Here is a 15,487-nt window from a genome sequence, read left to right on the forward strand (position 1 = left end):
CCTTAAGAAAGGCTGTTCGTGATCAGTTTCCTCAGCGGTACGGTGCATCGGATCGCAGCTGACCACCTCGTCGTTCTCACCTACGGTGTCGGCCGCAAGGTCCACGTCACCCCCGATACACTGGCCGGAACCCGGCACGGCGCCGAGATCGAACTGGTCACCAGCCTCGTGGTGCGCGAAGACTCGATGACTCTCTACGGCTTCACCACCGAAGACGAGAACCACACTTTCGACGTGCTCCTGTCGATCTCCGGGATCGGCCCCCGTCTGGCGATGGCGATCCTGTCGGTCATGGGACCCGACGAACTCGCCGCCGCGATCACGAATCAGAACGCCGATGCGCTCACCCGGGTGCCGGGAATCGGGAAGAAGGGCGCCTCGCGCATCATCCTCGAACTCGAGAACAAGCTGCCCAAAATCACAGCGTCCGTTCCCGGACCGACTCTGTCCTTCGGCGGCGGCAATCAGCAGGTCGTTGACGCTCTCGTGGGCCTCGGATGGAAGGAACCGCAGGCCGAAGAGGTCGTCGCCGAGGTCGTCAGGGAGACCGGTGCCGAAGCCGACACTTCTGTGGTCCTCAAGGCCGCACTGAAGGTCCTGGGTGCGAAGAGATGACGAGCTCCTTCGATCCTGGCTCCTACGAGATGGACTTCGGTGATCAGGACCTGACCGGGGCCGAACAGGACAGACTCGTCTCCGGCCGCGCCGAGACCGCCGAGCGCGATGCCGAAGCGGCGCTGCGCCCGAAGGGCCTGGTCGACTTCATCGGCCAGCCGCAGGTGCGTGAACAGCTCTCACTCGTCCTCGATGCGGCAAAGGCCCGGCAGAAGGCGCCCGACCATGTGCTGCTCTCCGGTCCTCCCGGACTCGGCAAGACCACTCTGGCGATGATCATCGCCCATGAGATGAACTCGAGTCTGCGGGTGACGTCCGGTCCGGCCGTCCAGCATGCCGGTGACCTTGCGGCCATCCTGTCCTCCCTCGAAGAGGGCGAAGTCCTCTTCATCGACGAGATCCACCGGATGGCCCGCGCCGCCGAAGAGATGCTGTATGTGGCGATGGAGGACTTCCGGGTCGACGTCATCGTCGGCAAGGGCCCAGGTGCCACCGCGATCCCGCTCGACCTCCCGCAGTTCACCCTCGTCGGCGCCACCACCCGGTCCGGTCTGCTGCCGGCACCGCTGCGCGACCGCTTCGGCTTCACCGCCCTGCTCGATTTCTATTCGAGTGCCGACCTGCTCACCGTTCTGCAGCGCTCGGCCCGGATGCTCGGCATCGATTCCGAGCTCGCCGGGCTCGAAGAGATCTCCACCCGTTCCCGCGGCACCCCGCGCATCGCGAACCGACTGCTGCGACGCGTCCGCGACTGGGCGCAGGTGCGCGGGAGCGGAATCATCGACGAGGAAGCCGCCACCAAGGCCCTGCGCGTCTACGAGGTCGACGAACTCGGTCTCGACCGCCTCGACAGATCGGTTCTGCAGGTGCTGTGCCGGCGTTTCGGCGGCGGACCGGTGGGCCTGGGGACCCTCGCAGTCTCCGTCGGCGAAGAAGCCGACACGGTCGAAACCGTGTCCGAACCCTACCTCGTGCGGGAGGGCCTGATCAGTCGGACTCCACGCGGACGCGTGGCCACCTCTGCGGCCTGGAAGCACCTGAAAATGCAGATCCCAGCAAACTATGAGTTCTGAACCCCGCATTTGAGTTCGCTATGAGAGGTGAGGACGAACTAAGCTGGTTCACTGATTCATTCATATGAAAGGCTGATATCTGTGGATTTGCTGATCCCTCTTGCGCTTGCCGCGCTGCTGATCTTTTTCCTGTTCAATTCTCGGCGTAAGCAGAAAGCGCGTGCGGAGCAGATCAAATCGGGGCTGGTGCCCGGCGCAACCGTGATGACGACATTCGGTGTCTTCGGCACCGTGCTCTCCATCGACGAAGAGAAAAACCAGGTGACGATCGAATCGGGCCCCGGAACGGTTCTGCGCGTCCACCGCCAGGCCATCGGCCAGATCGAGAACAACCAGGCCGCACCCGTCGACGCTCCCGGTGCCGCTGCTCCCGCCGCCGATTCCGATATCGACGCCGACGCCGCCGACGAGAAGCCGGCCATCACCGATGCCGAGCTCGACGCCATGAATGAACGCAAGCGCGCCGAGACGGACGCTCCGGACGAGGACGCCGCTGAAGAAGCAGTCGCGGACGACTCCGCTGCGGGTGCCGAGGACGTCGACGCCGAGACCGCCGCTGAGATCGATGCCGATTCCGCCGATGCGGACGACGATTCCACGGACTCCACGGACTCGGATTCCGACAAGAAGAACTGATCCGTTCTCGCACTCTGCTCCCGACTGAAAGCTGAAACGTGTCCGATATCGAAGAAAAGCCACGACCTGGTTTGCGCTTCCTGTGGCTGACTATCGTCACCGTGGCTCTCGCCGCAATCATCGCCGGCGGTGTCATCTGGTCGAATGCCACGACGACTCCCAAACTCGCACTTGACCTCGAGGGCGGAACGTCGATCATTCTGGAACCGCAGGTGTCCGAGGGCACGGATATCAGCAAGGAGCAGCTCGATCAGGCGGTGGCGATCATCCGCCAGCGTGTCGACTCGACCGGTGTCTCCGAAGCAGAGATCACGACGCAGGGCGACCGCAATATCGTCGTGAATCTTCCGGGAAACCCCGACGAGGAGACCCGTAACCTCGTCCGGTCGTCGGCTCAGCTCGTGTTCCGCCGTGTGGCGCTGGTCGGTGACCCGCGTTCGCAGGAGCAGATTCAGAAGGAGCAGGAGAAGAGCGGCGAAAGCGGAAACAGCGGGGATTCCTCGGGATCCGATGACGGACTGAGCGACGAAGAGCGCAAACGCCTCGAGGATCTCACCGGTGCCGATTCGAAGGGCGATGGCCAGGGCGAGGAACAGGCACCGTCCGGCGGCGGCGATGCCGTCAACGCCGGCGGCTCGACCGAGAAGCAGGCCGATGAGGCCTCCGAGCAGACGAAGACCTCGGGATCGGACTCGGAATCGGAGAGCAAGGACGCGGAGAAGTCCGGCGAAGGCAGCGGGTCGAGCGAAGGTACGAAGGTCACCGACTCGACACCGCGGCCTCTCTTCGATCCGGAGAAGGACTCCTCCGAGTGGCAGACCGAAGGGATCATCAAGGAATACACGGAGCTCGACTGCACGAACAAGAAGAACCGGACGGGAGGCGAACAGCAGCCTTCGGACAAACCGGTCGTCTCGTGCTCCCAAGACGGACAGGCGAAGTACATCCTCGGACCCGTCGAACTCTCCGGTGATCACCTCGCCGATGCCAACGCGGGCTATGCCTCAGGAGCAAATGGCGTGCAGACCAACAACCCTGCCGTCAACCTGTCCTTCGATGCCACCGGGCGTGAGATCTTCAAGCAGATCACCTCGGACATCACCGGCAAGCAGCAGCCGTACAACCAGTTCGCGATCGAGCTCGACGGCCTCGTGCTCTCGGCTCCGTCCTCGAACGCGGTGATCACCGACGGCAACGCCCAGATCACGGGCGACTTCAGCCTCGACGAGGCGCAGACTCTGGCCAACCAGCTCAAGAACGGTTCGCTGCCGCTGAGCTTCCAGGTCCAGAGCGAGGACCAGATCTCGCCGACCCTGGGTTCGAACTACCTCAAGATCGGTCTGCTCACCGGACTCGTCGGACTCATCCTCGTCGTCGTCTACTCACTGCTGCAGTACCGAGTGCTCGGCCTCGTCACGGTCTCGAGCCTCGTCGTCGCCGGCGTGCTCACCTATCTTCTGCTGCTGCTGGCATCGTGGAGATACGGCTACCGCCTGTCCCTGGCCGGTGTCGCCGGTATCATCATCGGCATCGGCATGGCGGCGGACTCGTTCATCGTCTACTTCGAACGTGTGAGAGACGAGCTGCGCAGCGGGCGAAATCTGCTCTCCGCAGTCGAGGTCGGCTGGGACCGGGCCAAGCGCACGATCTACGCTTCGAAGGCCGTGAACATGCTCGCCGCGGTCATCCTCTATATCCTGGCCGTCGGTTCGGTGCGCGGCTTCGCCTTCACCCTGGGTCTGACCGTGATCATCGACGTACTCATCGTCTTCCTGTTCACCCACCCGATGCTGCAGGTCCTGGCCCGCACGAAGTTCTTCGGCGAAGGCCACCCGCTGTCGGGTATGGACCCGCGTCTGCTCGGCGTCAAACCAGCCGCATATCGCGGTGCCCTCAACGTGTCCATCGATGACCAGGACAAGACGCCTGAGGCCAAGCGTCGGGAGAAGGCGCGGATGCGCAAGGCGGGAATGACCGCCGAAGACACATCCGGCACGACCACAGCGGCGACGGCTGCGGCCGATTCAGAGGAGACCACGACGACGCCCACGACCGACAAGGCCGAGTCCGCGAAGCCGAAGGCCGCGAAGTCGAAGCCCGTGAAGTCGAAATCCGCGAAGACCGCAGCGTCGACGGGCGGTATGACCATCGCCGAGCGGAAGGCCGCGGCCAGACGCGCCGAAGAAGAGGATGCCGCCGAAGACTCGGCGGCTCAAGACGGCAAGGAGGCTGACAAGTGAAACGGTTCTTTGCCTGGGGCAACCGGCTGCACAGCGGCGAATCATCTATCCCGTTCGTCGGCAAGGCGAAGCTGTGGCTGAGCATCGCCGGAGTCCTCGTCCTCCTGTCCCTGCTCGTTCCCCTCATCTTCGGATTCAACTTCGGCATCGCCTTCAAGGGCGGTTCGCAGTTCCAGGTCGACCATGTCACCGACACCTCCGCTGCCAAGGGCGAAGGCATCGTCAACGACGTCGTCTCCGGGTCCGAGCCGCGCCTGACGCCGACCAGTGACACGGCCGTCCAGATCGAGACGAACCAGCTCACCGACCCGCAGATGCAGGAAGTCCGCGACGGTCTCGTCGCCGGCTACGACGTGAAGGTCGAAGACGTCACCTCGACGTTCGTCGGCCCCGAATGGGGCCAGGACGTGACGTCGAAGATGATCCGCGCGCTCGTCATCTTCGTGGCCATCGCGCTCATCGTCATGGCTCTGTACTTCCGCACGTGGAAGATGTCGGTCGCGGCGATCGTGGGCCTCTTCGCCGTGATGATCGTGACCATGGGCATCTACTCGGCCACCGGCTTCGAAGTCACTCCGGAGGCCATCATCGGCTTCCTCACCGTGCTCAGCTTCTCGCTCTATGACACGGTGGTCGTCTTCGACAAGATCCGAGAGAACACGACCCGATTCGGGGAGAAACGGAACCTGAAGTTCTCCGAGCTGGTCAATCTCGGTGTGAACCAGACGACCGTGCGCTCGATCAACACCTCGGTGGTGTCCGTGCTGCCGATCGCCTCGATCCTCTTCATCGGTGTGTTCCTGCTCGGCGCGGGAACACTGGTCGATATCTCGCTGTCCCTGTTCATCGGTACGATAGTGGCAGCCGCTTCGACGCTGTTCGTCGCGAGCCCCCTCTACGCCGTCCTCCGGGCAAACGAGCCGGCGGTCAAGGAACAGGAGGAGGCCGTGCGTGAATTACGCTTGAAGAACGGGGGAGCAGACGTCCCACCGGTGATGCACGCCGAAGTCTGATTCCCAAGAGAGGAGATGTTATGGCTTCGTCCGCCGATTCGCGCCGTCCGCGAGGCATCTCCCGCTTAGCGTGGTGGGCGGCCAGGGCGCAGAACAACCCCGGCTACCCGAGAGTGCTCGGTCCGATGATCCGGGCCCTGCAGTCGAACCATCCGAAAGCGGACATCGACCTCGTCGTCCGAGCCTATAAGGTCGCCGAGGAGGCTCACCGCGGGCAGACCCGGAAATCCGGTGACGCCTATATCACCCACCCCATCGCGGTCGCGACGATCCTGGCTGAGATCGGCATGCTGCCGGTCACGCTCGCCGCCGCACTGCTGCACGACACCGTCGAAGACACCTCGTATTCGCTCGCAGAGCTCACCGAGGAATTCGGGGCCGAAGTCGCGGCCATGGTCGACGGGGTGACGAAGCTCGACAAACTCACCTACGGCCAGGCCGCGCAGTCCGAGACCGTGCGCAAGATGATCGTGGCGATGGCCAAGGACATCCGCGTGCTCGTCATCAAGCTCGCCGACCGTCTCCACAATGCGCGCACCTGGCGTTTCGTCCCGGCCTCGTCGAGCACGAAGAAGGCCCGCGAGACCCTCGACATCTTCGCCCCGCTGGCACACCGGCTGGGCATGAACACGATCAAATGGGAACTCGAAGACCTGTCCTTCCAGGTCCTCCATCCCAAGGTCTATGACGAAGTGGTCCGGCTCGTCGCGGACCGGGCTCCCGAACGCGAGAAGTATCTGGCCACGGTCTCCGAGGAGCTCCAGGGCGAGCTCAAGGAATCCGGGATCGAAGCCTCCATCACGGGACGACCCAAGCACTACTACTCGATCTATCAGAAGATGGTCGTGCGCGGACACGAGTTCGCCGACATCTACGATCTCGTCGGAGTCCGCGTCCTCGTCGAATCCGTGCGCGAGTGCTATGCCGCCCTCGGCATCGTCCACGCCCGCTGGAACCCGGTTCCCGGGCGGTTCAAGGACTATATCGCAATGCCGAAGTACAACATGTACCAGAGCCTGCACACCACGGTGATCGGGCCGGCCGGCAAACCCGTCGAGATCCAGATCCGCACCCACGAGATGGATCGACGCGCAGAATTCGGCGTCGCCGCTCATTGGAAGTACAAGGACCTGAACAAGTCGTCGAAGGCCGTGACCTCGAACACCGCACGCTCGGTGAAGGTCTCCGACGCCGGCGAGGTCGACGACGCGGCCTGGCTGCGGCAGCTGCTGGACTGGCAGCGTGAGGTCTCCGACCCCGATGAGTTCCTCGACAGCCTCCGCTATGAGGTGAATTCGAAGGAGGTCTACGTCTTCACTCCGAAGGGCGAGGTGATGAGCCTGCCATCGGGAGCCACCCCCATCGACTTCGCCTATGCCGTGCACACCGAGGTCGGGCACAAGACCATGGGTGCCCGCGTCAACGGCCGCCTGGTCGCTTTGGACACGGAGCTGAAGAACGGGGACTCCGTCGAGGTCTTCACCTCGAAGGACGAGAACGCCGGGCCCAGCCGCGACTGGCTCGGCTTCGTCAAGAGCCCGCGGGCCCGGAGCAAGATCCGTCAGTGGTTCTCGAAGGAGCGCCGCGAAGAGGCGATCGAGAACGGCCGCGAACAGCTCGCCAGAGCGATGCGCCGCCATACCTTCTCCGCGGCCACGCTGATGAGCCAGGAGGCCCTCCAGGTCGTCGCCACAGAGATGCGTCTGCCCGATGTCAGCGCCCTCTACGCCGCGATCGGCAACGGTGTGTCCTCGGCCCAGCACGTCGTCGACCTGCTGGCCAAGGAAGTCGGGGAGGACGACGACTCGGTCGCGCTGCCTCCGGAGCCGCGCAACCGCACCGGTCAGTCCTCGGGGCACCATTCGTCGTCCGAAGGCGTGATCGTCAAGGGCGTCGACGACGTGCTCGTCAAACTCGCCCGCTGCTGCACCCCGGTGCCGGGAGACGAGATCCTCGGCTTCGTCACGCGCGGCTCGGGCGTGTCCGTGCATCGTGTCGACTGCCCGAACGTAGCCTCACTCAGACGTGAACCCGAACGCATGGTCGAGGTGTCCTGGGGTGAGAAGACGAGCGGAATCTACCTCGTCCAGATCCAGGTCGAAGCCCTCGACCGTGCCGGTCTGCTCTCCGACATCACGAAGGTCCTCACCGAGACCCACGTGAACATCCTGTCGGCGACGGTCGGCACGTCCCGGGCACGCGTGGCCCAGTCGAAGTTCGTCTTCGAGATGAGCGATGCCAGCCATCTGGACACGGTGCTCTCTGCCGTGCGCAAGGTCGAAGGCGTCTTCGACGTCTACCGCATCTCCGGCGGCTGATCCTCCCGGTCGATCCCGATCCCGCCGAGGGCACGGCCGTCTGCGGCGGCACTGTCCAAGGCCGCGCGCATCTGGGCGACGAATGGTCGACGGGCCACCTGAGAGAGGTAGTCCCGGAGACGGTGGCGCAGGCCGGTGGGGATCTCCGCAATGATTCCCCGCAGCGCCTGCGGCGACTCTGCGGTGCGGAACCGGAAATGCGGGAAGAGCAGATCGTAGAGCGTCCGTTCCTCCGTTGTGATGGGCAGTCCGTCGATGAGGCACCATTCGTCGTCCGCCAGCGTCGTCTCGTGGACGTCGAAACCGTCATCGGCGATCCACCGTCTTCTGGGCAGAGTGATGCAGTTCAGCGGAGCGGGAGCCCGGCCGAGACCGCGATGCACCCACCAGGCGCTGTCATGGGAGACTGCGAGCCCCGGTGGGATGAGCGAATGCAGAGCGGCCATCCGTTCCGCGGGGGAGAGGATCGCGCCCTTGCGCACCCACGTCGATTCGGTCAGTCGGATGAGCAGACCGTCGAGGGTGAGCTCGGTGAGCTGCTCGTACCCGAAGTCCCGCAGATGAAACAACGCCTCCATACCCGCACTATCGTCGGGTGTGGAGGCGTTGACAAGACGTCGGCTGCCGCCTGTGGACAGTTGGGGACTCGAACGCCCGAACCTGTGGACGAGCGGAGAGTCCTCAGTCGAGCTCCGCGGCGGTCTGTGCGAGCTGATCCCTCCAGGCGCGGCGGGCGTCTAGAGCTTCCTGCGCCTCCGCGACGGCTTTCCCATCGCCACCGGACTTTGCGGTCTCGAGCTTCTTCTCGAGTTCGACGATCGACTCGTCGAGCTGATTGAGCGCACCCGAGGTGCGGGCCTTCGTCTCCGGGTTGCTGCGCTGCCAAGCGGCTTCCTCGGCATCGGCGAGCGCACGCTCGACATCGCGCAGACCGTTCTCCATCCGGGAGACATCGGCACGGGGGACCTTCCCGGCTTCCTCCCACTGGTCCTGGATGGTGCGCAGATCACGCTTGGCCGCCACCGGATCGGTGATCGGCAGCAGCGCCTGCGCCTTCTTCAACAGCTCTTCCTTGACGCCGAGGTTGCCCTTGAACTCCTCGTCCAGTGCAGCGTTCTCCGCATCGCGAGCGGAGAAGAACACGTCCTGTGCGGCTCGGAACCGTGCCCACAGAGCGTCATCGTCCTTGCGGGACGCACGCGGGGCACGCTTCCACTGGCTCATCAGGTCCTTGTACTTCTGGGACACGGTCCGGAAATCGGTCGAGGCCGACAGCGACTCCGCCTCGGCGACGATCTTCTCCTTGATCCGCTTGCCCTCGGCATTGACCTTGTCGAGTTCGGCGAAGAACTCCTTGCGCTTGTGTTCGAAGCTGTTCCGGGCCTGCGAGAACCGGCCCCAGAGCTCCTGATCGACGGCACGCGGCAGACGCGGTCCGCTGCGCTGCATGTCCTTCCACTGTGCGAAGAGCTCGCGCAGACGGGCACCCGACTGCTTCCACTGGATCTTCGACGGATCCTGTTTGGCCAGGGACTCGGCCTCGACGACGAGAGCCTCACGGTCCTCGGCGGCGGCGAGCTTCGCAGCCTGGGCGCGGGCGGCCTGTCGGGACTCCGTGGCCTCGGCATCGGAGATGAGAGTGTCGAGGGTGGCGCTCAGCCCTTTGAGATCACCGACGACATTGGCCTCCGGCAGCGACTCCTGCAGCGTCTTCGCCGCCGCCACGATCTCACGGCCGGGAGCACCGGCGGAGAGGCGATTGCGCAGTAGGATCGCACTCTCGGCGAGTTCGACGTACTTCTTCGCGAAGTACTCGAGCGCCTCATCGGGAGTGGCATCCGGGTACTGACCGACGGCCCGCTCGCCCTCAGCGGTGGTGACGAACACATTGCCTTGTGCATCGGCCCGACCATGAGTCACCGCGCGAGCCACCTCGGCGTCGTGGTCGATATGGCTGGCGTTGACCACCTGCGCCGCCTGCGGACGCGGCAGCGACGACGGACGGGGGGTCGGCTTCGGTGTCGGGGTCGACATGGTTCTCACCTTGTTTCCATCGGTCGAACCGGCAGGTCTTCACACCCGCCGATCACTCGATTGTGGGATAGACGTTATCCCAGCATAACCATCGGCGCGCGTGTAGATAGACTTTGCACATGGATGTGTTCTCGACCAACGCCGAATTCCTCGACGTCAACTGCTATGCCGTGCGCGCTGCCGGGCGCAGCGACTGCATTCTCATCGACTCCGGATACGACTGCGCCCCCGGACTCGACAAGCTGCTGAGCGAGGAGGGTCTGGAGCCGCAGGCGATCTTCCTCACCCACGGTCACCCCGACCATATCCTGGGCCTGACCAACGTGCTCGCCCGCTGGAACGTGCCCGTCCACCTCGGCGCCCCGGACAGGTACCGACTGGACTCACCGGCGACGACGCTCAACCCGCAGTTCGCGGCGATGCTCGCCCCGCTGGTCGAAGACTGGAACGCACCCGCGGCCGAGGACATCACCGACGGGCAGAGCTTCGAGATCGCCGGGCTGACCATCACCGCGGTCGCCGCACCCGGCCATACCGAAGGCTCCATGCTGCTGCGCGTCGTGGACGGCGAGGAAGAGGTCATCTTCACCGGGGACGTCGTCTTCGCCGGAGCCATCGGCCGTGTCGACCTGCCCGGGGGAGACCCGCAGGCGATGCAGGAGTCGCTGCGGGCATTTACGACTCTGCCCGATGCGCCGATCTATCCTGGACACGGCCCGGCGACACGGGTCAGCACGGAACTCGCGACGAACCCGTTCTTCTGAGCGGATCCGACCGAGCGGTCCGACCCGCCCGACCAGCCACCGGAACTCACCCGAGACCACCCGATTCAGCGGTGCCCCACGGCACCGCATCAGCACCGAAAGCAAGGAGCACCATGGCGAAGTCAGCCCGTCTGTCCGGATTCCCGGAACGACTCCCGGCCGAACGCGTGATCGAGAAGGCCATCATCGACACCCTCGAACACACCTTCGCCCTGCACGGGTTCTCCGCCCTCAACCACCGCGCCGTCGAACCCATCAGCCAGCTGGCCAAGGAGGGAGAGATCGACAAGGAGATCTTCGCCGTCTCCCGCCTGCACTCCGACGGCACCGAACGCAACCCGCTCGGCCTCCACTTCGATCTCACGGTGCCCCTGGCCCGCTATATCGCCGACAATGCCAACGAACTGAGCTTCCCGTTCAAGGCCGCCCGCGTCCAGCCGGTCTGGCGAGGCGAACGGCCGCAGGCCGGCCGCTACCGTGAGTTCATCCAGGCCGATATCGACGTCATCGCCGATGGTGAGCTGCCCGGACACTTCGAAGTCGAGATCCCGCTGGCTGTGGCCGACGCATTCTCCCGGCTCGCCCCTCTCGGCGTGCCCGGAATCAAGATCCTCGTCAACGATCGCAGGCTGCTCGAAGGCTTCGCCCGCGGAATCGGACTGACGGACATCCAGGCCGTGCTGCGCTGCCTCGACAAGTACGACAAGATCGGCCCCGCCGAGGTCGGTGAGCTGCTCGCCGCCGAAGCCGGCGCCGACGAGGAACAGCAGCGTCTGTGCCTGGCGCTGGCCGCCATCGAATCCGACTCCCCGGACTTCGCCGATCAGGTGCGCGCCCTCGGCGTCGACCACCCGCTGCTCGACGCCGGACTCGAATCGCTGACGACCCTGCTGCGTGCCGCAGCCGAACGGGCGCCGGGAGTCGTCGTCGCCCAGCTCAAGATCGCCCGCGGCCTCGACTACTACACGGGAGCGGTCTACGAGACCCAGCTGATCGGCCACGAAGAGCTCGGTTCCGTGTCCTCCGGCGGCCGCTACGATTCGCTGGTGACCGTGGGCAAGAGGAACTATCCCGGGGTGGGCATGTCCATCGGCGTCTCGCGTCTCATGGCGTTCATCCTCGGCGAAGCATCGGAGATCCGCGCCACCCGCGGCACCCCCTCGGCCGTCGTCATCGCCGTCACCGAGGAGGCCCGGCGCGGGGAGGCCGACGCCGTGGCCGCGACTCTCCGGTCCAGGGACATCCCCTGTGAGGTGTCGCCGAACGCCGCGAAGTTCGGCAAGCAGATCCGCTACGCCGAACGCCGCGACATCCCGTTCGTCTGGTTCACCGACGGTGAGTCCGGCCACGAGGTCAAGGACATCCGCTCGGGAGAGCAGGCCACGGCCGATCCGGCCGCGTGGACGCCTGCAGAGGACGACCTCTGGCCACGCGTGTACCGGAGCTGACGGAAGGGCGACTATCATTGTTCAGGCGCTAGACCACAACATCACAAAGGAGCCCTAGGTGCTGCGAAGCCACGAAGCCGGAAGCCTGCGAGCCGCGAACGCAGGAGAAACCGTCACCCTCACCGGGTGGGTCGATCGTCGTCGCGATCACGGAGGTGTGGCCTTCATCGATCTGCGTGACGCTTCGGGAATCGTGCAGGTCGTCGTCCGCGAGGACGACGCCCACCAGCTGCGCAACGAGACCGTCGTCAAGGCCACCGGCACCGTGTCGGTCCGCCCGGAGGGCAACACGAACCCGAACCTGCCGACCGGTGAGATCGAGATCATCGACACCAGCGTCGAAGTGCTCTCGCAGGCGGCTGCGCTGCCGTTCCAGGTCTCCGATCACGCCGAGGACTCCGGTGCCGTGGGAGAAGAAACCCGACTGCGCTACCGGTACCTCGATCTGCGCCGCTCCGGCCCGGCGAAGACCATCCGCCTGCGCTCCGACGTCAACAAGGCGGCGCGGTCGGTCCTCGACGCCCACAGCTTCGTCGAGGTCGAGACCCCGACCCTGACGAAGTCCACTCCGGAAGGCGCCCGCGACTTCCTCGTGCCCGCCCGCCTCAAGCCCGGCTCCTGGTACGCCCTGCCGCAGTCGCCGCAGCTGTTCAAACAGCTGCTGCAGGTCGCCGGCATGGAACGGTACTACCAGATCGCCCGCTGCTACCGCGACGAGGACTTCCGCGCCGACCGTCAGCCCGAGTTCACCCAGCTCGACATCGAAGCCTCCTTCGTCGAGCAGGAGGACATCATCGCCCTGGCCGAAGAGATCCTCACCGCACTGTGGAAGCTCATCGGACACGAGATCACCACCCCGATCCCGCACATCACCTACCACGAGGCGATGGAGAAGTACGGTTCGGACAAGCCGGATCTGCGCTTCGGACTCGAACTGCACAACCTCACCGAGTTCTTCCGGAACACCCCGTTCCGCGTCTTCCAGTCGCCGTACGTCGGTTCCGTCGTCTACCCCGGCGGCGGATCGCTGCCGCGCCGTCAGCTCGACGGCTGGCAGGACTGGGCCAAGCAGCGCGGCGCCAAGGGACTGGCCTACGTGCTCGTGGCAGAAGACGGCACGCTGTCCGGCCCCGTGGCCAAGAACATCTCCGAGGAGGAGAAGGCCGGACTCGTCGCCGCTGCCGGAGCGAGCCCGGGCGATGCCATCTTCTTCGCCGCCGGCGAGGCGAACTCCTCCCGCGCCCTGCTCGGCGCCGCACGCAACGAGATCGCTGCCCGCACCGGTCTGATCAAGGACGGCGACTGGGCCTTCGTGTGGGTCGTCGACGCGCCCCTGTTCGAATCGGCTGCCGACGCTCAGGCCGCCGGAGACGTCGCCGTCGGCGGTGGTCAGTGGACGGCCGTCCACCACGCCTTCACCGCACCGAAGCCCGAATTCCTCGACACCCTCGAAGAAGATCCCGGTGCGGCTCTGTCCTACGCCTACGACATCGTGTGCAACGGCAACGAGATCGGCGGCGGCTCCATCCGCATCCACCGCAAGGACGTGCAGGAACGCGTCTTCGAGATCATGGGCATCTCCGAGGATGAAGCCCAGGAGAAGTTCGGCTTCCTCCTCGAAGCCTTCAAATTCGGTGCACCCCCGCACGGCGGCATCGCCTTCGGCTGGGACCGCATCGTGTCCCTGCTGGCCGGGGTCGACTCGATCCGTGAGGTCATCGCCTTCCCGAAGTCCGGCGGCGGCTTCGATCCGCTGACGCAGGCACCGGCCCCGATCACCGACGCCCAGCGCGCCGAGGCCGGAGTCGACTTCGCACCGGAAGACGACGACGCCGAGGCCTGATGAGCCAGGAACCGAATCTGTTCTCCGCCGGCCCGGACCAGGAACCTCCTGGTCCGGGCTTCGCCGGTTCCTCCGGGGCCTCCTCGGGGCGGGCCCTGGACCCGCTCGCGGTGCGGATGCGTCCGCGGACATTGGACGAGGTCGTCGGCCAGGAGCACCTGACCTTCCCCGGATCCCCGCTCAACCAGCTCGTCGAAGCCAGCGGGGGAGACCGGGCGGGGGCCTCCTCGGTGATCCTGTGGGGCCCACCTGGAGTCGGGAAGACGACTCTGGCCCATGTCATCTCCCACGCCCCGGGCCGCACCTTCGTCGAGCTCTCCGCGATCACCGCGGGAGTCAAGGACGTGCGCCAGGTGATCGAGAACGCCCGCCGTGAACGGGAGATGTACTCACGCACGACGGTGCTCTTCCTCGACGAGATCCACCGCTTCTCCAAGGCCCAGCAGGACGCCCTGCTGCCGGCAGTGGAGAACCGGCTCGTCGTGCTCGTGGCCGCCACCACGGAGAACCCGTCGTTCTCCGTCATCTCACCGCTGCTGTCGCGGTCGCTCATGCTCACCCTGCGACCGCTCGACGACGAAGCGGTCGGCAAGCTGCTCGACCGCGCCGTCGACTCCGACCGCGGTTTGGCCGGGCAGTTCACCCTCACCGAGGAGGCCCGGAACTTCATCGTCCGCATCGCCGGAGCCGACGCCCGCCGGTCACTGACGGTCCTCGAAGCCGCCGCCGGAATCGCCGCCGCCCAGGCCGATGCCGCTCAGCTCGCCGAGGATGCCAGCGAGGACACTCAGCCCGACGACAGCCACGGTGATGGGGATGACGACGGAGACGGCAAGACCGGTCCGATCCTCATCACCGAATCCGCCTGCGCCGAGGCGAGCAGTGAGACCGTTCTGCGCTATGACAAGAACGGCGACCAGCACTACGACGTGGTCTCCGCGTTCATCAAGTCCATCCGCGGCTCAGACGTCGACGCGGCACTGCACTATCTGGCGCGGATGATCGTCGCCGGTGAAGACCCTCGCTTCATCGCTCGACGAGTCGTCATCTCCGCCGCCGAAGACATCGGCATGGCCGACCCGCAGGCGCTGCCCATTGCGGTGGCCGCCTCGACGGCAGTGCAGAACATCGGCATGCCCGAAGGACGGATCCCGTTGGCTGAGGCGGTCACATACCTCGCCCTGGCACCGAAGTCGAACGCCAGCTACCGGGCCCTGGACGCCGCGATCGCCGATGTGAAGAACGGACTCGCCGGACAGGTGCCGATGCATCTGCGCGACGCCCACTACCCGGGTGCGAAGGAACTCGGCCACGGTGAGGGCTACAAGTACTCGCACGACTTTCCGCACGGAGTCGCCGATCAGGAATACCTGCCCGAGACTCTGCGGGGAAAGCGCTACTACACTCCGACGACGAACGGGATGGAACGGTCCATGGCCGAGAGGTTGGAGAACCTCAGGCGTCTGCTCCGCCCCTGATAGCTTTGTAGTGAGACGCGGTGAC

Annotated in this window: 12 protein-coding genes; 10 read left to right on the forward strand and 2 right to left on the reverse strand. The window is 65.4% G+C overall.

All coding sequences use genetic code 11. From position 1 onward, the window contains the following. Positions 1-18 precede the first annotated feature (18 nt). The 6 genes from ruvA to FHG09_RS03410 all read left to right on the forward strand — a co-directional run bounded on the left by ruvA (position 19) and on the right by FHG09_RS03410 (position 7,895). Positions 19-615, forward strand: coding sequence for a Holliday junction branch migration protein RuvA (ruvA, locus tag FHG09_RS03385; RefSeq protein ID WP_152346309.1), 597 nt, complete (start codon positions 19-21; stop codon positions 613-615). Next, positions 612-1,688 (forward strand): Holliday junction branch migration DNA helicase RuvB, encoded by a 1,077-nt coding sequence (gene ruvB / locus FHG09_RS03390; RefSeq protein ID WP_413773139.1) that lies wholly within the window; start codon positions 612-614, stop codon positions 1,686-1,688. The genes ruvA and ruvB overlap by 4 nt, the downstream gene beginning before the upstream one ends. Before the next feature lie 81 nt (positions 1,689-1,769). Beyond that, a complete protein-coding gene (gene yajC / locus FHG09_RS03395; protein ID WP_227492525.1) occupies positions 1,770-2,324 on the forward strand; it encodes a preprotein translocase subunit YajC in 555 nt (184 codons plus the stop codon). 101 nt (positions 2,325-2,425) lie between these two features. After that, positions 2,426-4,564, forward strand: a complete 2,139-nt coding sequence (gene secD / locus FHG09_RS03400) for a protein translocase subunit SecD (protein ID WP_227492526.1) — start codon at positions 2,426-2,428, stop codon at positions 4,562-4,564. Next, on the forward strand, positions 4,561-5,577 hold the full coding sequence (gene secF, locus FHG09_RS03405) for a protein translocase subunit SecF (RefSeq protein ID WP_152346310.1): 1,017 nt from the start codon (positions 4,561-4,563) through the stop codon (positions 5,575-5,577). Before secD ends, secF begins: the two co-directional genes overlap by 4 nt. A 20-nt stretch (positions 5,578-5,597) precedes the next feature. Then, on the forward strand, positions 5,598-7,895 hold the full coding sequence (locus FHG09_RS03410) for a RelA/SpoT family protein (RefSeq protein WP_152346311.1): 2,298 nt from the start codon (positions 5,598-5,600) through the stop codon (positions 7,893-7,895). Here the strand turns inward: FHG09_RS03410 and FHG09_RS03415 are convergent. Both FHG09_RS03415 and FHG09_RS03420 read right to left on the reverse strand, forming a co-directional pair. Further along, the gene (locus FHG09_RS03415; RefSeq protein ID WP_193627269.1) at positions 7,874-8,473 is read right to left on the reverse strand and encodes a hypothetical protein; all 600 of its coding nucleotides are present in this window, start codon (positions 8,471-8,473) and stop codon (positions 7,874-7,876) included. The two genes, FHG09_RS03410 and FHG09_RS03415, sit on opposite strands and share 22 nt — an antisense overlap. A gap of 103 nt (positions 8,474-8,576) precedes the next feature. Further along, positions 8,577-9,929 carry a DUF349 domain-containing protein gene (locus FHG09_RS03420; protein WP_152346312.1) on the reverse strand — a complete coding sequence of 451 codons (1,353 nt, stop codon included), beginning with the start codon at positions 9,927-9,929 and terminating at the stop codon, positions 8,577-8,579. Positions 9,930-10,048: 119 nt separating this feature from the next. On the opposite strand from FHG09_RS03420, the gene FHG09_RS03425 reads away from it, so the two are divergent. From FHG09_RS03425 to FHG09_RS03440, 4 genes are all read left to right on the forward strand, one after another. Continuing rightward, positions 10,049-10,693, forward strand: a complete 645-nt coding sequence (locus FHG09_RS03425; protein WP_152346313.1) for an MBL fold metallo-hydrolase — start codon at positions 10,049-10,051, stop codon at positions 10,691-10,693. Between the two features lie 113 nt (positions 10,694-10,806). Next, the gene (gene hisS / locus FHG09_RS03430; protein WP_152346314.1) at positions 10,807-12,141 is read left to right on the forward strand and encodes a histidine--tRNA ligase; all 1,335 of its coding nucleotides are present in this window, start codon (positions 10,807-10,809) and stop codon (positions 12,139-12,141) included. A 58-nt stretch (positions 12,142-12,199) separates the two neighbouring features. Continuing rightward, positions 12,200-13,984, forward strand: coding sequence for an aspartate--tRNA ligase (aspS, locus tag FHG09_RS03435; protein WP_152346315.1), 1,785 nt, complete (start codon positions 12,200-12,202; stop codon positions 13,982-13,984). Further along, the gene (locus FHG09_RS03440) at positions 13,984-15,462 is read left to right on the forward strand and encodes a replication-associated recombination protein A (RefSeq protein WP_152346316.1); all 1,479 of its coding nucleotides are present in this window, start codon (positions 13,984-13,986) and stop codon (positions 15,460-15,462) included. The genes aspS and FHG09_RS03440 overlap by 1 nt, the downstream gene beginning before the upstream one ends. The last annotated feature ends 25 nt before the right edge of the window (positions 15,463-15,487 follow it).

The organism is Brevibacterium sp. CFH 10365 (genome assembly GCF_009299785.1).
Classification (GTDB): Bacteria; Actinomycetota; Actinomycetes; order Actinomycetales; family Brevibacteriaceae; genus Brevibacterium; species Brevibacterium limosum.

What these genes read in the sequence shown, in the direction of transcription:
- ruvB (WP_413773139.1), top strand. Translation starts at nt 612, where the DNA reads ATGACGAGCTCCTTCGATCCTGGCTCCTACGAGATGGACTTCGGTGAT.
- FHG09_RS03410 (WP_152346311.1), top strand. Translation starts at nt 5,598, where the DNA reads ATGGCTTCGTCCGCCGATTCGCGCCGTCCGCGAGGCATCTCCCGCTTA.
- FHG09_RS03415 (WP_193627269.1), bottom strand. Translation starts at nt 8,473, where the DNA reads ATGGAGGCGTTGTTTCATCTGCGGGACTTCGGGTACGAGCAGCTCACC.
- FHG09_RS03420 (WP_152346312.1), bottom strand. Translation starts at nt 9,929, where the DNA reads ATGTCGACCCCGACACCGAAGCCGACCCCCCGTCCGTCGTCGCTGCCG.
- FHG09_RS03425 (WP_152346313.1), top strand. Translation starts at nt 10,049, where the DNA reads ATGGATGTGTTCTCGACCAACGCCGAATTCCTCGACGTCAACTGCTAT.
- hisS (WP_152346314.1), top strand. Translation starts at nt 10,807, where the DNA reads ATGGCGAAGTCAGCCCGTCTGTCCGGATTCCCGGAACGACTCCCGGCC.
- FHG09_RS03440 (WP_152346316.1), top strand. Translation starts at nt 13,984, where the DNA reads ATGAGCCAGGAACCGAATCTGTTCTCCGCCGGCCCGGACCAGGAACCT.